General features: G+C 62.8%; 19 protein-coding genes and 1 other RNA gene. 9 read left to right on the top strand and 11 right to left on the bottom strand.

Annotated features, from left to right (window positions below; translation table 11 throughout):
• The first annotated feature begins 12 nt into the window (after positions 1 to 12).
• A complete protein-coding gene (gene xth, locus BSY239_RS05615) occupies positions 13 to 789 on the top strand; it encodes an exodeoxyribonuclease III (RefSeq protein WP_069045980.1) in 777 nt (258 codons plus the stop codon).
• A gap of 29 nt (positions 790 to 818) precedes the next feature.
• On the opposite strand, the gene ntrC is transcribed toward xth, so the two are convergent.
• The 6 genes from ntrC to BSY239_RS05585 form a co-directional block, all read right to left on the bottom strand.
• Positions 819 to 2,372 (bottom strand): nitrogen regulation protein NR(I), encoded by a 1,554-nt coding sequence (ntrC, locus tag BSY239_RS05610; RefSeq protein ID WP_069045979.1) that lies wholly within the window; start codon positions 2,370 to 2,372, stop codon positions 819 to 821.
• Between the two features lie 51 nt (positions 2,373 to 2,423).
• On the bottom strand, positions 2,424 to 3,509 hold the full coding sequence (gene glnL / locus BSY239_RS05605; RefSeq protein ID WP_442905796.1) for a nitrogen regulation protein NR(II): 1,086 nt from the start codon (positions 3,507 to 3,509) through the stop codon (positions 2,424 to 2,426).
• Between the two features lie 59 nt (positions 3,510 to 3,568).
• Entirely contained in the window at positions 3,569 to 4,090 is a 522-nt protein-coding gene (locus BSY239_RS05600) for a hypothetical protein (protein ID WP_069048801.1), read from the bottom strand.
• Between the two features lie 189 nt (positions 4,091 to 4,279).
• Entirely contained in the window at positions 4,280 to 5,695 is a 1,416-nt protein-coding gene (gene glnA, locus BSY239_RS05595) for a type I glutamate--ammonia ligase (RefSeq protein ID WP_069045978.1), read from the bottom strand.
• A 264-nt stretch (positions 5,696 to 5,959) separates the two neighbouring features.
• Positions 5,960 to 6,775 carry a competence/damage-inducible protein A gene (locus BSY239_RS05590; RefSeq protein ID WP_069045977.1) on the bottom strand — a complete coding sequence of 272 codons (816 nt, stop codon included), beginning with the start codon at positions 6,773 to 6,775 and terminating at the stop codon, positions 5,960 to 5,962.
• Positions 6,772 to 7,647, bottom strand: coding sequence for an EI24 domain-containing protein (locus tag BSY239_RS05585; protein ID WP_069045976.1), 876 nt, complete (start codon positions 7,645 to 7,647; stop codon positions 6,772 to 6,774). The genes BSY239_RS05590 and BSY239_RS05585 overlap by 4 nt, the downstream gene beginning before the upstream one ends.
• Positions 7,648 to 7,716: 69 nt before the next feature.
• Here BSY239_RS05585 and BSY239_RS05580 point away from each other — a divergent pair, with 69 nt between their 5' ends.
• Entirely contained in the window at positions 7,717 to 8,538 is an 822-nt protein-coding gene (locus BSY239_RS05580; RefSeq protein ID WP_069045975.1) for an alpha/beta fold hydrolase, read from the top strand.
• A 362-nt stretch (positions 8,539 to 8,900) separates the two neighbouring features.
• Complete coding sequence (locus BSY239_RS05575; protein ID WP_172823080.1) at positions 8,901 to 9,629, top strand: DUF2726 domain-containing protein; 729 nt, start codon at positions 8,901 to 8,903, stop codon at positions 9,627 to 9,629.
• 22 nt (positions 9,630 to 9,651) lie between these two features.
• Here the strand turns inward: BSY239_RS05575 and BSY239_RS05570 are convergent, their stop codons facing one another.
• A complete protein-coding gene (locus BSY239_RS05570; RefSeq protein WP_069048799.1) occupies positions 9,652 to 10,395 on the bottom strand; it encodes a pseudouridine synthase in 744 nt (247 codons plus the stop codon).
• Here BSY239_RS05570 and BSY239_RS22690 point away from each other — a divergent pair.
• Positions 10,312 to 10,494, top strand: a complete 183-nt coding sequence (locus BSY239_RS22690; protein WP_216637542.1) for a hypothetical protein — start codon at positions 10,312 to 10,314, stop codon at positions 10,492 to 10,494. The genes BSY239_RS05570 and BSY239_RS22690 overlap by 84 nt on opposite strands.
• Complete coding sequence (locus BSY239_RS05565; protein ID WP_069045973.1) at positions 10,491 to 11,078, top strand: DUF2062 domain-containing protein; 588 nt, start codon at positions 10,491 to 10,493, stop codon at positions 11,076 to 11,078. The genes BSY239_RS22690 and BSY239_RS05565 overlap by 4 nt, the downstream gene beginning before the upstream one ends.
• Before the next feature lie 69 nt (positions 11,079 to 11,147).
• On the opposite strand, the gene ssrA is transcribed toward BSY239_RS05565, so the two are convergent.
• The 4 genes from ssrA to ompA all read right to left on the bottom strand — a co-directional run bounded on the left by ssrA (position 11,148) and on the right by ompA (position 13,637).
• Positions 11,148 to 11,524: a transfer-messenger RNA gene (ssrA, locus tag BSY239_RS05560) on the bottom strand.
• A gap of 12 nt (positions 11,525 to 11,536) precedes the next feature.
• The gene (locus BSY239_RS05555; protein WP_069045972.1) at positions 11,537 to 12,214 is read right to left on the bottom strand and encodes an HAD-IA family hydrolase; all 678 of its coding nucleotides are present in this window, start codon (positions 12,212 to 12,214) and stop codon (positions 11,537 to 11,539) included.
• On the bottom strand, positions 12,211 to 12,918 hold the full coding sequence (ubiG, locus tag BSY239_RS05550; RefSeq protein WP_069045971.1) for a bifunctional 2-polyprenyl-6-hydroxyphenol methylase/3-demethylubiquinol 3-O-methyltransferase UbiG: 708 nt from the start codon (positions 12,916 to 12,918) through the stop codon (positions 12,211 to 12,213). The genes BSY239_RS05555 and ubiG overlap by 4 nt, the downstream gene beginning before the upstream one ends.
• Positions 12,919 to 12,986: 68 nt before the next feature.
• On the bottom strand, positions 12,987 to 13,637 hold the full coding sequence (gene ompA / locus BSY239_RS05545) for an outer membrane protein OmpA (RefSeq protein WP_069045970.1): 651 nt from the start codon (positions 13,635 to 13,637) through the stop codon (positions 12,987 to 12,989).
• Between the two features lie 259 nt (positions 13,638 to 13,896).
• Between ompA and gyrA the strand changes: the two genes are divergently transcribed.
• The 4 genes from gyrA to BSY239_RS05525 are packed head-to-tail and all read left to right on the top strand — an operon-like array spanning position 13,897 to position 19,642.
• Positions 13,897 to 16,536, top strand: a complete 2,640-nt coding sequence (gene gyrA / locus BSY239_RS05540; protein WP_069045969.1) for a DNA gyrase subunit A — start codon at positions 13,897 to 13,899, stop codon at positions 16,534 to 16,536.
• Positions 16,536 to 17,642 (top strand): 3-phosphoserine/phosphohydroxythreonine transaminase, encoded by a 1,107-nt coding sequence (gene serC, locus BSY239_RS05535; protein ID WP_069045968.1) that lies wholly within the window; start codon positions 16,536 to 16,538, stop codon positions 17,640 to 17,642. The genes gyrA and serC overlap by 1 nt, the downstream gene beginning before the upstream one ends.
• Before the next feature lie 24 nt (positions 17,643 to 17,666).
• Positions 17,667 to 18,764 carry a prephenate dehydratase gene (gene pheA, locus BSY239_RS05530; RefSeq protein ID WP_069045967.1) on the top strand — a complete coding sequence of 366 codons (1,098 nt, stop codon included), beginning with the start codon at positions 17,667 to 17,669 and terminating at the stop codon, positions 18,762 to 18,764.
• The gene (locus BSY239_RS05525; RefSeq protein WP_069045966.1) at positions 18,764 to 19,642 is read left to right on the top strand and encodes a prephenate dehydrogenase; all 879 of its coding nucleotides are present in this window, start codon (positions 18,764 to 18,766) and stop codon (positions 19,640 to 19,642) included. Before pheA ends, BSY239_RS05525 begins: the two co-directional genes overlap by 1 nt.
• Positions 19,643 to 19,646: the final 4 nt, after the last annotated feature.

Raw genomic sequence — 19,646 nt, 5'->3', positions numbered from 1 at the left:
CCGAGGAATCCCATGCAAATCGCCACCTGGAACATCAACTCACTCACCGTGCGCCTGCCCCAGGTGCTGGACTGGCTGGCCGCGAATCCTGTGGACGCGGTGGGCCTGCAAGAGCTCAAGCTGGTGGACGAGAAGTTTCCCTTCGAGGCCTTGAAGGAGATCGGCTACCACGCAGCCGCCTTCGGCCAGAAGACCTACAACGGCGTGGCCATTCTGAGCCGCACGCCGCTGCGCGATGTGGTGCGCAACATCCCTGGCCACAGCGATGAGCAGGCCCGCGTGATCGCCGCGACGCTGGACACGCCCGAAGGTCCGATGCGCCTGGTCAACTGCTATTTCGTCAATGGGCAGGAGCCCGGCAGCGAGAAGTTCGCCTACAAGCTGCAATGGTTGGCCGCGCTGCATCGCTGGATTGCCGAGGAGATGCAGGCCCACCCGCGGCTGGTGCTGGTGGGCGACTTCAACGTGGCCCCCGAAGACCGCGACTCCTACGACCCGGTGGGCCTGAAAGACACCATCCACCACACCGTGGAAGAACGCGCGCACTTCCAGGCGCTGCTGACGCTGGGCCTCACCGACGCCTACCGCATGTTCGAGCAGCCCGAGAAGAGCTACTCGTGGTGGGACTACCGCATGCTGGGCTTCCAGAAAAACCGAGGCCTGCGCATCGACCACATTCTGGTGAGCGAGGCGCTGCGCAACAGCGTGAAAGCCTGCACCATCGACCGCGCGCCCCGCAAGAACCCACAGCCCAGCGACCACGCGCCGGTGGTGGTGACGCTCGCCTGAGGGGATTTACCCAGAAGCGCCGCAGCGGGTCATTCCAGGTTCAGTTCCTGGATCTTCCGGGTGATCGTGTTGCGACCAATGCCCAGCTTGTGCGCCGCTTCGATGCGACGGCCCCGGGTGTTCACGAGAGCGGTCTGGATCAGTTTGGTCTCGAAGCGGCGGGTGAGCACGTCCCACACGTCGGTGCGACCTTCTTCCAGCAAGGCCAGCGCCTCGGCCTGCAGACCGACTTCCCAGCCCGACACCGAAGGCGCCGCCACAGGCTCCAGCACGGGCGCAAAGTCGGCTGCTGCGTGAGCGGGCGAGCCCATGTGCAAGGCTTCGGAGAGTGCCGCAGGCGCCGCGACGGGCGCGTACGCAGGCGCTGCTGCTGTGGGGGTATCTGGCAACGCTGCCAAAGCCGCCACGGAAGTCCCCGCCAAGGCCAGCACCTCCGGCGGCAGGTCTTTCAGTTCGATCACCTGAGCCGGCGCCATCACGGTGAGCCAGTGGCACACGTTTTCCAACTGGCGCACGTTGCCAGGAAAGTCAAACGTGCCGAGCAGGCGGATGGCCGGCTCGGAAATGCGCTTGGGCTCCACACCCAACTGCTTGGCACTTTGCTGCAGGAAAAAGCGCGTGAGCATGGGCACGTCTTCGCGGCGTTCGCGCAAGGCCGGCAGGCGCAGGCGGATCACGTTGAGGCGGTGGAACAAATCTTCGCGGAACACGCCTTCCTTGACGCGCTGTTCCAGGTTCTGGTGGGTCGCAGCGATCACGCGCACGTTGGCGCGCACCGCGCTGTGGCCACCCACGCGGTAAAAATTGCCGTCGGACAACACACGCAGCAGGCGCGTCTGCAGGTCAAACGGCATGTCGCCGATTTCGTCGAGGAACAGCGTACCGCCATCAGCCTGCTCGAAGCGGCCGCGGCGCATGGTCTGCGCGCCGGTGAAGGCGCCGCGCTCGTGGCCGAACAGTTCGGACTCCAGCAGATCTTTGGGAATGGCCGCGGTGTTGATGGCCACAAACGGGCCAGCCGCGCGGGGCGAATGTTTGTGCAGCGCACGCGCCACGAGCTCTTTGCCCGAACCCGATTCGCCGGTGATGAGAACCGTGACCTGGCTCTGGCTCAGCCGCCCGATGGCACGAAACACGTCCTGCATGGCCGGCGCCTGGCCGAGCATTTCGGGCGCTGCCGTCATGCGTTCTTCGGCCACCTCTTCGCGCTGGCTCTCTTCCACCGCACGGCGGATCAGTTCCACCGCCTTGGGCAGGTCAAACGGTTTGGGCAGGTACTCGAACGCGCCGCCCTGAAAGGCCGACACGGCACTGTCCAGATCGGAGAAGGCGGTCATGATGATCACCGGCAAGCCGGGCAACATCTCCTTGACCTTCTCCAGCAGCTCGAGGCCGGAGCCACCAGGCATGCGGATGTCGCTCACCAGGATCTGCGGGCCTTCGCTTTCGGGGGTGTCCGTCAGGGCCCTGAGCACGTCCTGCGGATTGGTGAAACTGCGCGTGGGCAGATTTTCGCGCAACAGCGCTTTTTCCAGCACGAAGCGGATCGATTGATCGTCGTCCACTATCCAGATCGGCTTCATGTGTGTGTCGTCCCTTCTTGTGGCGCAGCGCTCGGCAGTGGTTTGTCGGTTCTAAGGCAGGGGGATCAACAGCTTGAAGTCCGTGTATCCCGGCACGCTCTCACACTCGATCAAACCGTGGTGCTGCTGGACAAAAGTTTGTGCCAGCGTGAGCCCCAGGCCGGAGCCGCCATCGCGTCCCGACACGAGCGGGAAAAAGATGCGGTCCTTGATCGAGTCTGGAACGCCAGGCCCGTTGTCGATGACATGCAATTCCAATGCCAGCCGGTAGCGCTGTTTGCCAAACGTCACCTGGCGACCCACGCGCGTCTTGAACGTGATCTGCGCGTCGCCCGCCGAGACGCGTTCGGCCAGTGCCTGCGCCGCGTTGTGCGCGATGTTGAGCACGGCCTGTATCAGCTGCTCGCGGTCGCCACGAAACTCGGGAATCGATGCGTCGTAGTCGCGCACCACGCGCAGTCCCTTGGGAAACTCGGCCAGGATCAGCGAACGCACGCGTTCACACACCTCGTGGATGTTCACGTCCCCCACCACATGCGGGCGGCGGTGCGGCGCGAGCAATCGGTCCACCAGCGACTGCAGCCGGTCCGCCTCATGGATGATGACCTGCGTGTATTCGATGAGCTCACGCGACTCCAGCTCCATCTGCAACAGCTGAGCCGCACCCCGGATACCGCCCAGCGGGTTCTTGATCTCGTGCGCGAGGTTGCGGATGAGCTCCTTGTTGGCCTGTGCCTGGTCGATCAGCCGCTCTTCACGTTCCTGGCGGGCCTGCTGCTCCAGCGGCAGCAGCTCCACCACCACCTCGCCCTTGCTCTCGGTCTGCGCCACCACCACGTGCACCGGCAGAGCCTCGTGGTTCACGCGCTTGAGCCAGGCGTCGTAACGCAGCGCGGCAAACTCGTTGCCACGTGCACCGCTCAGCGCGCTCTCCAGCAAGGCGGGCTCGGTGAAGCAGTCTTGAAACAAGGTGTTGGCGATGCTGCGCCGCGACGTGCCCAAGGCGTCTTCCAATGCCGCGTTGGCGTACAGCACATGTCCGTCCGAGTCGACCACGGCCACCAAGGTGGCGAGCATGTCCAGCGACTGGAAACGCCCCGGCACAGCGGCGGATCGCTTCGCGCCTTCGGCGCCCACCGTGTCCGACGGTGCCCGGCGTTTGATGGGGGAAAGGGTCGGTGTCTTTTTCAAGCCGCTCATCTTGCGGCATTGCCCGAAGCAGCGGGCAGGCGACCGAGCTCCCGCTGCAGGCCAGCCACGTCGCTCTCGGCGCGGGCCACCGCGGCCTTGAGTTCTGCCACACGGTCCAGGTAACGCTGGTAGTTGCGCGACTCGATGCCCTGCTTTTCAGGCTCACCGTTGGCGTACTCCTTGCGCGCCTGCGCCAGCCGCTCTTCGGCCTTGCGCAGTTCGGTTTCCAGAATGGCCTTGGCATCGCTGTCGCGGGCGCGCTGGGCTGCGGGATCCACGCGGTCGTTACCGCTGCGAGGGGCCGCAGCAGGTGTGCTGCGGGCGGCGGGTGCGGGTTTGGTCCCTTCAACGATGGTGATGTTGCCGCCCTCCATGGGCGTGCAGTTGCGGCTCTTGGCCACCTGCGCGTTGTTGGTGTATTCGTTGCCGCAGCGGTAGATGCGCTCCTGGGCTTGCGCGGGCAGGCTGCACAACAGCACGACGCCTGCAACGAGGCCTGGAACAGATGAGAAATGCAGGGGGGACATGGGCACGAGGTCTCCGTTGGGTCGACACGGCAAGACTGCGCCGTTCATCGCGAATCAGTATGACGGAAAACCTTTTGAAAAGTGCCGCCGCCGACCCCGTTCACAGGGCCAGATGTCGCTCCGAAACAAAAAGGGACGGCTTGCGCCGTCCCTCGTCTGCAGGTTGACCCGGTCAGACCGGGCTGTCCATCACAGGCTGTAGTACATGTCGAATTCGACGGGGTGCGGCGCCATGCGGAAGCGCGTGACTTCGGCCATCTTCAATTCGATGTAGGCGTCGAGCATGGAGTCGGTGAACACACCACCCTTGGTCAGGAAGCTGCGGCCCTTGTCGAGATACTCCAGCGCCTGGTCGAGACTGTGGCACACGGTCGGCACCAACTTGTCTTCTTCGGGCGGCAGGTGGTACAGATCCTTGGTGGCGGCTTCGCCCGGGTGGATCTTGTTTTCCACGCCGTCCAGACCAGCCATCATCAGGGCCGAGAAGGCCAGGTAGGGGTTGGCCGAAGGATCGGGGAAACGCGCTTCGATGCGGCGACCCTTGGGGTTGGCCACGTACGGGATGCGGATCGAGGCCGAGCGGTTGCGGGCCGAGTAGGCCAGCTTCACCGGGGCTTCGAAGCCGGGCACCAGACGCTTGTACGAGTTCGTGCCGGGGTTGGTGATGGCGTTCAGCGCGCGGGCGTGCTTGATGATGCCGCCCACGTAGTACAGGGCAAATTCGCTCAGACCGGCATAGCCGTCGCCGGCGAACAGGTTCTTGCCGTCTTTCCAGATCGACTGGTGAACGTGCATGCCCGAGCCGTTGTCGCCGGCGTAGGGCTTGGGCATGAAGGTCGCGGTCTTGCCGTAGGCATTGGCCACGTTCCACACCACGTACTTGAGCACCTGCGTCCAGTCGGCGCGCTCCACGAGCGTGCTGAACTTGGTGCCGATTTCGTTCTGGCCAGCGCCCGCCACTTCGTGGTGGAACACTTCAACCGGAATGCCCAGCGATTCGAGAATCAGGGACATCTCGGCGCGCATGTCCTGCGTGCTGTCGACTGGGGGCACGGGGAAATAGCCGCCCTTGACGGTCGGACGGTGGCCGCGGTTGCCGCCTTCGAGCTTGGCGCCGCTGTTCCACGGGGCTTCGTATTCCTCGATCTCGCACATCACGCGGCCGGGTTCGTTGCTCCAGCGCACGCCGTCGAAGATGAAGAATTCGGGCTCTGGTCCAAAGTAGGCTGTGTCGCCCAGGCCGGAAGCCTTGAGGTAGGCCTCGGCGCGCTTGGCGATGGAGCGCGGATCGCGGTCGTAGGCCTTGCCGTCACCCGGCTCGATCACATCGCACTGCAGGAACAGCGTGGTTTCTTCAAAGAAGGGGTCGATGTTGGCGGTGTTGGAGTCGGGCATGAGCTGCATGTCCGAAGCTTCAATGCCTTTCCAGCCGGCCACCGACGAGCCGTCAAACGCGTGGCCCGAGGTGAACTTGTCTTCGTCGAAGTGGGACACCGGCACGGTCACGTGCTGTTCTTTGCCCCGGGTGTCGGTGAAACGGAAGTCAACGAACTTGACGTCGTTGTCCTTCACCATCTGCATCACGTCTGCGACGGTCTTGGCCATCAAATACTCCTGTAGCTGGGTGAGTGGAAATTGAAAATCGACATGGGAATGAAGCAGTATCTGTGCCAAACACCACCCAGGTTCACCTGAACGGGGCAGCCCTCTTCAAACGCCCGGCGATTATGGCGCAGGCCATGCGCCACAAAGGTTCACGGACCCCGGTATGACTGCGGTTTTCAGCCGCCAGCGACGGTGTGCGGCCGACAGACGGACAGTTTGCACGACTTTGGTGCGAACAGATGCGCTGCACCACGGTTGGGCGAACTAGCCGCGCACCATTTCGGGGCCCAACGGCGCTCCGCATTGATGCAGTCCCGCCAGCAAGCTCGCGAAGGCCTCGCCCACCGCTTCCGCACCGCCCTTGACGCCCAACTCGATGTGACGCCCGTACTCCGGGTGGTCCACGCTGGGCAGGCTGAACACCTTCACCGGGAATTCGCGCTCGACCTGCTCCATCAGCGGAGTCAGTGCGGCTTCCATGGCGCCCATGACGATCACCGATCGTTCCAGCCAACTGCCCCGGCTGTGCAGATGGGCACAGGCATGGTCCAGCACCCACTCGATCATGGGCCAGGCCATCACTGGAAAGCCGGGCACAAAGTGCACCTGACCACCACCCCCGCCCGTGCAACTGAAGCCAGGGATCTTGTTGTACGGGTTCTGGATGATCGTCGCGCCCACCGGGAACACGCCCATGTTGTAGCGGTGCACGTTGTCGGGGCGTTGGGGATCGAACTCCTGGCCTTGCTCGGCCGCCACATCGCGCATGCGCGACTCGATCAAGAGCCTGGCATCGGGATGCAGGGTCAGCTCGACCCCCAGTGCGGCGGCGGCGCACTGTCGGGTGTGGTCGTCTGGCGTGGCGCCGATGCCACCGCACGAAAAGACGATACCAGGCTGCGCGAATGCGTCCCGCAGATTGGCTGTGATGCTCTGGCGGTCGTCCCCGACAAAACGCGCCCACGACAAGGACATGCCCCGCGCGCCCAGCAGTTCGATGACCTTGGGCAGGTGTTTGTCCGAGCGTTTGCCCGAGAGGATTTCGTCGCCAATGATGATCAGGCCGATGGGGGTCGTCATGGCGTGCTCTCCGGTCCATTCAGTTGCCGGGTGTCGTCCCGCACACGTTCTGGATCGGCATCCAGCACCTCCACCGGCACCACCGCACGCATGCGCTGCAAGGCGGCCAGGGCGTAATGGGCGAACCAGAGCGAAGCGAATGCAAACACCAGCGTGTAAATCCAGATGGCCAGCGGCACGAGCAAGGGCGCCATGGCGATGAACATGGCACCCGATGCCCACAACAGGCTCGGCGCTGCGCCCAGGTAACCGCTGAGCACACCCATGAGCAGGAGGCTGCCACGGTGTTCCTTCAGGATCACTTTGCGCTCTTCGCTGCTGGCGTGCGTGGCCAGTGCGTCAAACGCAAACACACGGTAGGTGAGCCAACCCCAGATCAGGGGCGGCAGGATCAACACCAGAGGTGGCACCAGCCACAGCGGCATGGAAATCACCAGCGCGACGATGGCCAGCAGCGTGGAGCCCAGCGACCAGAGCACGCTGACCACCAGCGAGCCGCCGTGCTTGCGCTCCAGCGCGGCAAAGCGTCGCTGACCGACCAGGTCGACCATGGCGGGCGTCATGAACATCGCCACGAGCAACAGGCACAAGAGCACGATCACCGGCGTGGCCAGCACCAGCACCAGGAGCGGTGCAAACACACCGCGAAGGGCTCCCAGACCAATCTGGTCCATCCAGGCCATCAAGGTCTCGACCAATTCGAAGGACGCGATCCAGCCGCCCACCGATGCCACCGCACCTTCCCAAAAGAAGTACCCCAGGCCAAATGACAGCACGACCATCAGGATCAGCGGCAGGAAAGACAGCGCGATCACCCGGGGGTGGACGCAGTAGGCCACGGCGCGCCAGAAGGAATCGAACAACAAGGACATCGCACGAGAATACAGCCAATCTCCGGTCCTCATGGGGCAGCGGTCCCCCGTGCATTTAGCATCGGGCAGATGAACCGCATCGACATTTCCGGCGTTGGCATCGAGGTGGCCCACCTGCCCGGCGCCAGCGACCGCGCGCCCCTGGTTTTTTTGCACGAAGGCTTGGGCAGCATCTCGATGTGGCGACAAAGGGGACGACTCTGGCCAGCCGAACTCTGCGCTGCCACCGGCAGGGCCGGCTGGATGTACTCGCGGCGCGGCTACGGGCAATCCGATCCAGTGGCCGACGTGCGAGGCCCACCGCGACGTGACGGTGCCTGGCACATCGGGCGCCACGAACCCGACTACATGCACCTGGAAGCACACGACGTGCTTCCCCAAGTGCTCGATCGGCTCGGGATCTCGAATCCCGTTCTGGTGGGTCATTCCGACGGCGCCACGATCGCCCTGCTTCACGCCAGCCAGCACCCGGTGACCGCTTGCGTGGCCATGGCACCCCACGTATTTGTGGAACCGATGGCCGTGACCGCCATCGAGCAAGCAAAGCAACTGTTTGAGACAACGCCAGACGCCGCAGATGGCTTGCGGCAGCGGCTGGCCCGCCACCACCGGGACGTCGACAACGCTTTCTGGCAATGGAACGACGTCTGGCTCAGCGAAGCGTTCCAGGCCTTCGACATTCGAACCGAACTTCGCGGCCTGGCTGCGCACTTGTTGTTGGTCCAGGGCGTGGATGACGAATACGGCTCGTTGGAGCAACTCGCCGCCATCCGACGCGAAGTCCCCCAAGCCATCCACATCGAGCTGCAATCCTGCGGGCACACCCCCCACCGCGATCACCCAGACCAGCTTTTGGCCGGCGTTCGCGCATTTCTGGGCAGCATTGCCTGACGCGACAATCTACTGCGTTTGCAGCATGTACAAACATCCAGCTTGCAAGCACAGTTCCCCCCGATGGGGCTTGCTGAATGCGTGCCCCTGCCACATGATCGTTGACCGCAACGAACCCTATTGAGGTCGAACAGCTCACGGTTTGTGCCAGGGCTTGCCGCTTTCACCTGCCACTAGTCCGAGGTGTCTCGCCCGTGTGGGCCATCCAGGCAACGCGCGCGATGTGGTCCAAATGACCCATCAATCGCCGAGCAAACCCCAAGAAATTCACACCTTCTTCGTGTATCGAGACCGAACTTCACCCGTGGCTTGTGCGAACTGTCTACACTTTGATACATATTGACCGATTGCCCCCGATGCTCATGACCGACTGGACCAACCCATGGCTGCTTGCAGTGCTGGTACCCGCTTTGCTGGTGCTGGGCGCTTGGCTGCACCACGCCTGGGCAGAGCGGCGGGCCCGGGAGCGCCGCCGTATTCCGAAGCACTGGCCCCTGAGCACCCGTGCATTGGCCAACAGCGAGGAAGCCCGCGTCTGGCATTGGCTGGCTCGGGCCTTTTACGACCATCACGTGATGATCAAACTGCCAGTGACCCGCTTCACTTTGCCCAGAGACCGGGAGCAAGGCATGGAGTGGTACAAGTTGCTGGGCAGTGTTTACTGCACCTTCACCGTGTGCCGCTCTGACGGTCGTGTCCTGGGTTGTCTGGATGTTCCGGGCACCGCAGGCCTGCCGCGCAGCACGCGGGCTCTCAAACACTCGTTGCTGACCCAGTGCGGCCTGCCTTACTGGGTGGTGCGCTCCAACAGCCTGCCCACGGTGGCAGAAATCCGCGCGGAGTTCCTCGGTGAGTCGGCGCTGAACCAGTCCATGCGCGAACGCGAAATGGAAGAGCGCGCCATCATTGCCGCACAAGCCAACCTGCGCACTGTGCTGACCCGCCAGCGCAGCACCCGCGCCAGCGACTTCGCACCCCTCTCCACCTGGCCCAACAGCACCACCGGCGAACCGCGCAGCGATTTCAATTCTCAGTGGCAGGAAAACTCGTTCCTGATGCCGCTCGACAGCCGCAAGGGCGACTTGCTCTGACAGGGGCTCTGCCGCGCCGCCTTCAGCCCGGCACTTTTTGCGTCAACGACGTGACTTCGTCCGAGGTCAACCACCGCCAATGGCCGGGCGGCAGGTCGGGCGTGAGCGAAATCGCACCCACCGACGACCGGTGCAGACCCTCGACCCGATTGCCCACCGCAGCCACCATGCGCTTGACTTGGTGATATTTGCCCTCTGTCAGGGTCAGTTTCAGGTGCAGCTCACCCTCTGCCGAACAGGCTTGTGCCTTCACTGGTTTGGGGTCGTCGTCGAGCACCACGCCTTCCAGCAGCCGGTTCACCTGTTTCTCATCCAGCGGATGCTTGACAAGCACTTCGTACACTTTGGGCACATGATGGCGCGGCGATGTCAGGCGATGAATGAACTTGCCGTCATCGGACATCAACAACAGCCCCGTCGTGTCCTGATCCAGACGACCCACGGCTTGCACGCCCGCCGCCGCGCCGCCGCCCCGTGTTCGCAAGGGACCTGGCAGCAAGGTGTAGACGCTTGGGTAGGTACTCGGCTTTTGTGAACACTCGAAGCCCGCGGGCTTGTGGACCATGAGGTAGGCCCGCTCCTGGTATGTCCACGTGTCACCCTGGACTCGAAAAACGAGGCCGGCCTCGGCAAAACCTGCTGTGGGATCCAGGCACGTCTCCAATTCACTACCTGCACCCACTTGGACCAGACCCTGCTGGATCAACCCACAACAGATACGGCGTGTTCCGAAGCCCTGAGAAAAAAGAATGTCCTGCAACTGCATCATGATGCGTGGATTGTCGCCGCTCGCCCGGCGGGGAGTGGCGCGTTCAATGACAATCGTCTCGTGAGCGAAACTCCCTACCTCAGTCACGTCGAATGAAGAACCGCATCAAGGCATGGCTGCCCAAGCCGGAGGCACTGCAGAACAACCGGTGGTTGCGCTGGATGGGGCCGGTTCTGAATCATCCACGGCTCTGGCATTTCAGTCGAAAAGGCATTGCACTTGGCTTGGCCCTGGGCATCTTTTTCGGACTCCTGATCCCCGTGGCACAGATTCCGTTTGCCGCTGCACTCGCCGTGGCACTGCGGGCCAACGTTCCCATGGCAGTAGCGAGCACATTGATCACCAACCCCGTGACCTTTGGACCGGTCTATTACGGCGCTTACCGTCTGGGAAAGGCAGTGCTTGGGGAGAAGGCCCCCACAGATCGCGAGATCGAGTCTGAACTTCAGGCCGCGCAGGAAGCCCCTGCGGCCATTGAAGGCTTGGGCAACCGCGCGCGCCACGCCTTCAAGCAACTGTCCACCGTGGGAAAACCATTGGTAGTTGGCTTGGCCATTGTGGCCAGCCTGAGCGGAATTGTTGTGTACTTTCTGGTGAGTGGCATCTGGATCCTGAGGACCCGGTGGCAGCGCAGCAAACGGTTGCGATCCCGAACGCCACGGCCAGGCCACGAGACCTGAGGTCAAAAAACCATCAGACAAAAAAATGCCGCCCGGATGGAGTATCCGGGCGGCAGTTTTGCAGTTGGGTGGTGGAGCTGGGGGGATTTGAACCCCCGTCCGCAAGCCTTCTTCGAGCAGTTCTACATGTGTAGCCGTCTGATTTGGGTCTCGCCGCCCGAGTCGCGCAGTGGCACGCTAAACGGGAAGCCAGCATCCTTGAGTCTCGCCCTGCGTCAAGGTGCCCGACGCAAAGCCAGCCGATGAAATTATCCTTGCAGCCGGGAGGTCTTGCGACCCCCTTGCCCAGCCCATCGGCCTGCTGTTGCAAGGCTCACCGCTGATTAAGCGGCGAGTGCGAAACGTTCGTCGTTTGCAGTTGGTTTTTTTCTGTTGCTTTACGAGGTGACAGAACCTCGACATGCCCTGCTGCGCGTCCGAACCCACGTCGAAACCAGTGCAGCCCCAAGCTCGCTATTTTAAGACGGTTCGAGCAATTGCAAGACCTGCAGGGGAGAAGAAACTTCGGCGTCGGCTCCCCAACTCGCCACATTGGCACCTGCACCCAGGTAACCGTAGCAGGCAGCCACTGTGCCCATGCCGGCAGAACGGCCCGCGCGGACATCCCGCTCGTCATCGCCCACGTAGATGCACTGCCCCGGCAGCAACGCCATCCGCCGTGCGGCTTCCAGCAAGGGCTCCGGGTGCGGCTTGGCATGGGGCGTGGTGTCACCGCTGATGACTGTGGATGCCGAATCGAACAAGCCCATGGAACGGGTGAGGGGTGTTGTGAAGCGCTTCGCTTTGTTGGTTACCACCCCCCAGCGCAAACCCCGCTGCAGCAAAGCCGCCACCAGCAGATCAACTCCATCGAACGGGCGTGTGCGCTGCGTCAAGCAGCTTTCGTAATGGACGAAGAACTCTTCCTTGTAGTGCTCGTATTCCCCGTGTTGTGCATCCATGCCGAAAGCCACCTGCAACATGCCACGTGCACCGGATCCCACATGGGGCCGATACTCCGCCAACGGTAGGGACGCCAGGCCTCGCCGCAACCGCATGCCATCCGCGGCAGCGCCCAGATCGGGCGCGCTGTCGATCAGCGTGCCATCCAGATCGAACAACACGGCACGCACATTTCGAAAAACAGCCAGAGTCATGCCTTGCGGGTGGCAAACAGGTAGTTCACGCTGGTGTTGCCACTCAACCAGTAGCGACGCGTCAGCGGGTTGTATTCCATGCCTCGTGTGTCGGTCAGTTCAAGACCGACTTCACGCGCGTAGCGGGCCAGTTCACTCGGTTTGATGAACTTCGCGTACTCGTGCGTGCCCTTGGGCAGCAACTGCAACACGTATTCGGCACCGAGGATGGCGAACAGAAAAGCCTTAGGGTTGCGGTTGAGCGTCGAGAAGAACACCCAGCCGCCGGGCTTGACCAGTGCAGCGCAGGCCCTCACAACCGAGGAAGGATCGGGCACGTGCTCAAGCATTTCCATGCAGGTGACCACGTCAAAGGACGCCGGCTCCTGCTGGGCCATGGCCTCCGCACTGATTTCCTGGTAGTCGACGTTGGCGGTGCCCGCTTCCAGCGCGTGCAATTGCGCCACGCGAAGCGCCTTGGTGGACAAGTCAATGCCGGTCACCAATGCGCCCTTGCGCGCCATGGCGTCTGAAAGAATGCCGCCGCCACAACCAATGTCCAGCACCCGTTTGCCTTTGATCTCAGCCAAAGCATCAATCCAGGTCAAACGCAATGGATTGATCTGGTGCAAAGGCCGAAACTCGCTTTCGGGATCCCACCAACGATGAGCCAGTTCGGAAAACTTGGCCAACTCCGCAGGGTCGGCATTGATATGTGCATTCATGCGTCGATTATCGTCAGCCCATGAAAAAACCGCGCCGAGGCGCGGTTTTTCAGGAGCAAACCGAAGGTTTACTTGTTGGCGCGGGTGCCAACCACTTCAACTTCAACGCGGCGGTTCTTGGCGCGGCCTTCGCGGGTGGCGTTGTCGGCCACTGGCTGGGTCAGGCCCTTGCCTTCGGTGTAGATGCGGTTGCTTTCGATGCCCTTGCTCACCAAGTAGGCCTTCACGGCTTCAGCGCGGCGGTTCGACAGCGCCTGGTTGTAGCCAGCGGCACCGGTGGAGTCGGTGTGACCCACAGCGATCACCACTTCCAGGTTGATGCCGGACACTTTGCTGGCGAGGTCGTCCAGCTTGGCTTTGCCTTCGGGCTTGAGCACGGCTTTGTCGAAGTCAAAGAACGCATCAGCGGCGTAGGTGACTTTGGAGGCAGCAGGTGCTGGAGCAGCGGCAGGAGCGGGTGCAGGAGCTGGAGCAGCGGCAGGAGCGGGTGCAGGAGCTGGTGCGGGTGCAGGAGCGGCAACGGGAACGATCGCGCCATCGCAACCGACGGCTGCCGTGGCAGGCGTCCAGTTGGCATTGCGCCAGCACAGTTCATTGGTACCGTTTTTCCAAACGATGTCATTGGTGCCATTGCGCCAGTTGTCGATGGTTTGGGCGCCAGCGGCCGATGCCATGGCGACCGTTGCGATCAGCATTGCCACTTTGTTGAGTTTTTTCATGGTTTTCCTCTTGGTAAGCCGCAGACAAACTGCGTACAAAAAAAGACGCTTGAAGTGACCACCACTCAAAACGCTGGATTTCATTGTGCCACAAGCTCTATACGGCCGACCGGCGGCGCGGGCGCGTCGGCGACTGTATTCCGGTGACACCTTCAATCGTTGTGGTGTTACAACAAAGCATGCTCATGAATGCACGTCTGTGCGCCCCGTAAAATGGCGAGTTGCCTTTTGGCCCACCCGACGCATTCCAGCCCTGCTCATGACACAGTTCGCCAAAGAGACCCTGCCCATCAGTCTTGAAGAGGAAATGCGCCGCAGCTACCTCGACTACGCGATGAGCGTGATTGTCGGGCGAGCACTTCCTGACGCACGCGATGGCCTCAAGCCCGTGCACCGACGCGTGCTGTTTGCCATGCACGAGCTCAACAACGACTGGAACCGGCCTTACAAGAAGTCGGCCCGTATCGTCGGCGATGTGATCGGCAAGTACCACCCGCACGGCGACAGCGCGGTCTACGACACGATCGTGCGAATGGCGCAGGATTTTTCGCTTCGTCACATGCTGGTGGACGGCCAGGGCAACTTCGGTTCGGTGGACGGCGACAACGCCGCAGCCATGCGGTACACCGAAATCCGCTTGTCGAAGATCTCGCACGAGATGCTCGCCGACATCGACAAGGAAACCGTCAATTTCGGTCCCAACTACGACGGCTCTGAAAAGGAGCCTCTGGTACTCCCTTCGCGCCTGCCCAACCTGCTGGTCAACGGTTCCTCCGGCATCGCGGTCGGCATGGCCACCAACATTCCACCGCACAACCTCAATGAGGTGGTGGATGCGTGTCTGCATTTGCTGAAGAACCCGGAAGCGTCTATTGACGAATTGATGGAAATCATCCCGGCGCCCGACTTCCCCACCGCCGGCATCATTTACGGCATCAATGGCGTGAAGGATGGCTACCGCACCGGCCGAGGGCGCGTGGTGATGCGCGCGAAATGCCACTTCGAGGACATCGACCGCGGTCAACGCCAGTCCATCATCGTGGACGAGTTGCCCTACCAGGTGAACAAGAAGACGCTGCAGGAGCGCATTGCCGAGCTTGTCCACGAGAAAAAGATCGAGGGCATCAGCCACATCCAGGACGAGTCGGACAAATCGGGCATGCGCCTGGTGATCGAGCTCAAGCGTGGCGAAGTGCCCGAGGTGGTCCTGAACAACCTGTACAAGCAGACGCAACTGCAGGACACCTTCGGCATCAACATGGTGGCGCTGGTCGATGGGCAGCCCCGTCTGTGCAACCTGAAAGATCTGATCCAGGTGTTCCTGGAGCATCGCCGCGAGGTGGTGACGCGCCGCACGGTGTTCAATTTGCGCAAGGCGCGCGAGCGCGGCCACGTGCTCGAAGGCCTCGCCGTGGCGCTGGCCAACATCGACGACTTCATCCGCATCATCCGCGAATCGCCCACGCCTCCGGTGGCCAAGGCCGAACTGATGGCCCGCCCGTGGGACAGCCAGCTGGTGCGCGAGATGCTCACCCGCACGCGTGCCGACGGTGGCGTGATCAACGCCGACGACTACCGGCCCGACGGTCTGGAAAAGGCCTTCGGCATGGGCAGCGACGGTCTGTACCGACTGTCCGAAACGCAGGCGCAAGAAATCCTGCAAATGCGCCTGCAGCGCCTGACCGGACTGGAGCAGGACAAGATCGTGGCCGAGTACAAGGAAGTCATGGGCGAGATTGACGATCTGCTCGACATCCTTTCGAAGCCTGAACGCGTCTCCACCATCATTGGCGACGAGTTGGTCGTCGTGAAGCAGGAATTCGGTCAAACCAAGCTGGGCGCGCGCCGCAGCGAGATCGAGCACAACGCTCAAGACCTCGCTACCGAAGACCTGATCACGCCCACCGACATGGTGGTCACGCTCAGCCACAGCGGCTACATCAAAAGCCAACCGCTCTCGGAGTACCGGGCGCAAAAGCGCGGCGGTCGCGGCAAACAGGCCACCGCCACCAAGGAAGACGACTGGATCGACCAGCTCTTCATTGCCAACACGCACGACTACATCCTCTGTTTCTCCAACCGCGGCAGGCTCTACTGGCTCAAGGTCTGGGAAGTGCCGGCGGGTTCGCGAGGTTCCCGCGGCCGCCCCATCGTCAACATGTTCCCGTTGCAAGAAGGCGAAAAGATCAATGTGGTGCTGCCGCTCACCGGCGAGATGCGCACCTTTCCGTCGGACCGTTTTGTGTTCATGGCAACAAGCATGGGCACGGTCAAGAAAACCGCGCTGGATGAATTCAGCAACCCGCGCAAGGCCGGCATCATCGCGGTGGATCTGGACGAAAACGACTTCCTGATCGGCGCTGCGCTCACCGACGGCCAGCACGACGTGATGCTGTTCAGCGACGGTGGCAAGGCCGTGCGCTTTGACGAAAACGACGTGCGCCCCATGGGCCGCAACGCGCGTGGCGTGCGCGGCATGATGATCGAAGAGACGCAAAGCGTGATCGCCATGCTGGTGGCCGAGGACGAAGACCAGAGCGTGCTGACCGCCACCATCAACGGTTACGGCAAACGCACGCCGATTTCCGAATACACCCGCCACGGGCGCGGCACCAAAGGCATGATCGCCATCCAGCAAAGCGAGCGCAACGGCAAGGTCGTGGCGGCCACGCTGGTGCACACAGACGACGAGATCATGCTGATCACCGACAAGGGCGTGCTGGTGCGCACCCGCGTCTCGGAGATCCGCGAAATGGGCCGAGCCACGCAAGGTGTCACCCTGATCGCGCTGGACGAGGGCGCCGAGCTCTCGGGCCTGCAGCGCATCGTTGAAAACGACGCCAACGTGCCCGAGCTGGATGAGCCGAACGAGGCCGACGATCCAGGCCTTGAGGCGTGATGGCGCGGCCCTACAACTTCTCCGCCGGTCCGGCCGCCATGCCGGCTGAAGTGCTGCAACAGGCCGCTGACGAGATGCTCGACTGGCACGGCAGCGGCATGAGCGTGATGGAGATGAGCCACCGCGGCAAGGAGTTCGGCGAGATCATGGAAGCGGCGCAGGCCGACCTGCGCGAACTGCTCGCCATCCCGGACAACTTCCACATCCTGTTCATGCAGGGTGGTGGATTGGCCGAAAACGCCATCGTCCCACTGAACCTCTCGCGCGGCGGACAGGTCGATTTTGTGGTGACGGGCAGTTGGAGCCAGAAGTCCATCAAGGAAGCCGCCCGCTATGCCAAGGCAGCGTTGGCTGCCAGCAATGCAGAATCCAGCCACACCACCCTCCCAGCGCCCGGCTCGTGGCGGCTCAGCGCAGACGCCCAATACGTGCATATCTGCAGCAACGAAACGATCCACGGCATCGAGTTTCATGAGTTGCCCGACCTGAAGGCACTGGGCAGCAACGCGCCGCTGGTGATCGACTTCTCGTCACACGTGGCCTCGCGCACGGTCGACTGGTCGCGCGTTGGCCTGGCCTTTGGCGGTGCGCAGAAAAACCTGGGTCCGGCCGGCCTGACCTTGGTTGTCGTGCGAGAAGATCTGCTCGGCCACGCCCTGCCCGCCTGTCCGAGCGCCTTTGACTACACAACGGTGGCAGCGAACGGTTCGATGTACAACACGCCGCCCACGTACAGCATCTACATGGCGGGGCTGACGTTTCAGTGGCTCAAGCGCCAGACCGAGGGCGGTCTGAGTGGTGTGGCGGCGATGGAGCAGCGCAACATCGCCAAGGCCTCGCTGCTGTACGACTTCATCGACGGCTCTTCGCTTTACCTCAACAAGGTCGCGCGGGACTGCCGCTCGCGCATGAACGTACCGTTCTTCCTGCGCGACGAAGCCTTGAACGACGCTTTCCTGGCGGGCGCCAAAGCCGCCGGCCTGCTGCAACTCAAGGGACACAAATCGGTGGGCGGCATGCGCGCCAGCATCTACAACGCCATGCCGCTTGCAGGCGTTCAGGCGCTGGTGCAGTTCATGCGCGAATTTGAAAAGGCACGGGCCTGAACCCAGGCACCAGGACACCGAGACATGACCCAACCCACCCAGTCCGACGCCCTCGCGGCCTTGCGCGTGCAGATCGACTCACTTGATCAGCAGTTGCTGTCGTTGCTCAACCAGCGCGCACGCGTGGCTGAAGAAGTCGGCGTCATCAAACGCCACGAAGGCTCGCCGTTCTTCAGACCCGACCGCGTGGCCCAGGTCATTGAAAAGATCCAGGGCGCCAACCAGGGTCCGCTGCTGAACCAGCATGTGGCTGCCATCTGGCGCGAGATCATGTCGGCCTGCCTTGCACTCGAAGCGCCGCAACGTGTGGCCGTGCTGGGCCCACAAGGCACCTTCTGCGAACAGGCGGCCATCGAATTCTTCGGCAGCGCTGCCAACCTGATTTACTGCGCCGACTTCGACGAGGTCTTTCACGCCACCGCTGCCGGCACCGCGCAGTACGGCGTGGTCGGCATGGAAAATTCCACCGAAGGCGTGGTGGCGCGGTCGCTGGACTTGTTCCTGCGCTCGCCCGTGCATGTGGTCGGCGAGGTGAGCATGCTGATTCGCCACAACCTGCTGCGCCAGCTCAACACGCTGGACGGCATTGAAGTGGTGATGGCGCATCCGCAGGCCTTGGCCCAATGCCAGAACTGGTTGTCGCAGCACCTGCCCAGGGCCGAAAAGCGGGCAGTGTCCAGCAATGCAGAAGGCGCCCGTCTGGCCGCCACCAACCCCGCGTGGGCGGGCATCGCCAGCGAGCGCGCTGCGGCCCAGTTCGGCTTGCACATCGTCTCGCACGCCATCCAGGACGAGGCGTACAACCGCACGCGTTTTGCCGTGATCGCCCTGCCCCAGACCCTGGCCATGCCGCCCGCCTCGGGGCGCGATTGCACCAGCCTGGTGGTGTCGGTGCCGAACCGGCCCGGTGCGGTGCACGACCTGCTGGTGCCGCTGAAGAACAACGGCGTGTCGATGACACGTTTCGAGTCGCGTCCTGCGAAATCCGGTCAATGGGAGTACTACTTCTACATCGACATCGCCGGCCACCCATCGCAGCCTCACGTGGCTGCCGCACTGCAAGAGCTTCAGGGTCTGTGCGCTTTTTACAAGGTGCTGGGCGCATACCCGGTGAACGAATGATGTTTGAACAACTGGGATTGATCGGCTGCGGGATGATGGGCGGTTCGTTTGCGCTGGCCCTCAAGCGCGCCGGTCTGGTCAAGCGCGTGGTCGGCTACAGCAAGTCGCCGTCCACCACCGAGCGGGCGCGCCAACTCGGTGTGATCGACGTGGAAGCACCCTCTGCGCTGCTGGCCGTGTCGGGTGCCGATCTGGTGCTGCTGGCGGTGCCGGTCTCGGCCACGGAAGCCACCTTCAAGGCCATCCGCCATCTGGTGCGCGGCGACGTGCTGATCATGGACGTGGGATCGACCAAGCGCGAAGTGATCGACGCCGCGCGCCGCGTGCTGAAAGACCAGGTGGGGGTGTTCGTGCCCACGCACCCGATCGCGGGCAAGGAGCTCGCCGGCGTCGACCACGCCGACCCCGATCTGTACAAGGGTCGCCAGATCATCCTCACGCCCATCGAGCGCACGCTCACTTCGCAGTTGGAAAAAGCGCACAAGGTCTGGACCGCACTCGGCTGCCACGTCAAACAGATGTCGCCCGAGGCACACGACGCGGCCTACGCAGCGGTGAGCCACCTGCCGCACCTGGTGGCGTTTGCCTTGATGAACGGCATCCACAGCCAGCCGCAGGCCGAGGACTTCCTCTCACTCGCAGGTCCAGGTTTTCGCGATTTCACCCGCATCGCCGCCAGCGACCCGGTGGTCTGGCGCGACATCCTGATGTCCAACCGCGAAGAGCTGCTCGCGCAATCGCGCTTGTTCCAGCGCGCCTTGCACGCGCTGGAGACCGCGATCAACGCCGACAACCCGGATGCGCTGGAGGCCTTGATCGATCAAGCCAGCAGTGCCCGCGCCCATTGGCGCATGTCCGCCATCAAGCCCCAGGGCTGAGGCC

The organism is Hydrogenophaga sp. RAC07, assembly GCF_001713375.1.
Classification (GTDB): domain Bacteria; phylum Pseudomonadota; class Gammaproteobacteria; order Burkholderiales; family Burkholderiaceae_C; genus Hydrogenophaga.
This window is presented reverse-complemented; position numbering and strand designations above follow the sequence as displayed.

Excerpts from the sequence above, each read along its gene's own strand:
- ubiG (WP_069045971.1), bottom strand. The coding sequence starts at position 12,918 with ATGAATGCACATATCAATGCCGACCCTGCGGAGTTGGCCAAGTTTTCC.
- BSY239_RS05590 (WP_069045977.1), bottom strand. The coding sequence starts at position 6,775 with ATGACGACCCCCATCGGCCTGATCATCATTGGCGACGAAATCCTCTCG.
- ntrC (WP_069045979.1), bottom strand. The coding sequence starts at position 2,372 with ATGAAGCCGATCTGGATAGTGGACGACGATCAATCGATCCGCTTCGTG.
- serC (WP_069045968.1), top strand. The coding sequence starts at position 16,536 with ATGGCGCGGCCCTACAACTTCTCCGCCGGTCCGGCCGCCATGCCGGCT.
- BSY239_RS05600 (WP_069048801.1), bottom strand. The coding sequence starts at position 4,090 with ATGTCCCCCCTGCATTTCTCATCTGTTCCAGGCCTCGTTGCAGGCGTC.
- BSY239_RS05585 (WP_069045976.1), bottom strand. The coding sequence starts at position 7,647 with ATGTCCTTGTTGTTCGATTCCTTCTGGCGCGCCGTGGCCTACTGCGTC.
- BSY239_RS05570 (WP_069048799.1), bottom strand. The coding sequence starts at position 10,395 with ATGCAGTTGCAGGACATTCTTTTTTCTCAGGGCTTCGGAACACGCCGT.
- BSY239_RS05580 (WP_069045975.1), top strand. The coding sequence starts at position 7,717 with ATGAACCGCATCGACATTTCCGGCGTTGGCATCGAGGTGGCCCACCTG.
- BSY239_RS05565 (WP_069045973.1), top strand. The coding sequence starts at position 10,491 with ATGAAGAACCGCATCAAGGCATGGCTGCCCAAGCCGGAGGCACTGCAG.
- pheA (WP_069045967.1), top strand. The coding sequence starts at position 17,667 with ATGACCCAACCCACCCAGTCCGACGCCCTCGCGGCCTTGCGCGTGCAG.
- xth (WP_069045980.1), top strand. The coding sequence starts at position 13 with ATGCAAATCGCCACCTGGAACATCAACTCACTCACCGTGCGCCTGCCC.
- BSY239_RS05555 (WP_069045972.1), bottom strand. The coding sequence starts at position 12,214 with ATGACTCTGGCTGTTTTTCGAAATGTGCGTGCCGTGTTGTTCGATCTG.
- glnA (WP_069045978.1), bottom strand. The coding sequence starts at position 5,695 with ATGGCCAAGACCGTCGCAGACGTGATGCAGATGGTGAAGGACAACGAC.
- BSY239_RS05525 (WP_069045966.1), top strand. The coding sequence starts at position 18,764 with ATGTTTGAACAACTGGGATTGATCGGCTGCGGGATGATGGGCGGTTCG.
- BSY239_RS05575 (WP_172823080.1), top strand. The coding sequence starts at position 8,901 with ATGACCGACTGGACCAACCCATGGCTGCTTGCAGTGCTGGTACCCGCT.
- ompA (WP_069045970.1), bottom strand. The coding sequence starts at position 13,637 with ATGAAAAAACTCAACAAAGTGGCAATGCTGATCGCAACGGTCGCCATG.
- gyrA (WP_069045969.1), top strand. The coding sequence starts at position 13,897 with ATGACACAGTTCGCCAAAGAGACCCTGCCCATCAGTCTTGAAGAGGAA.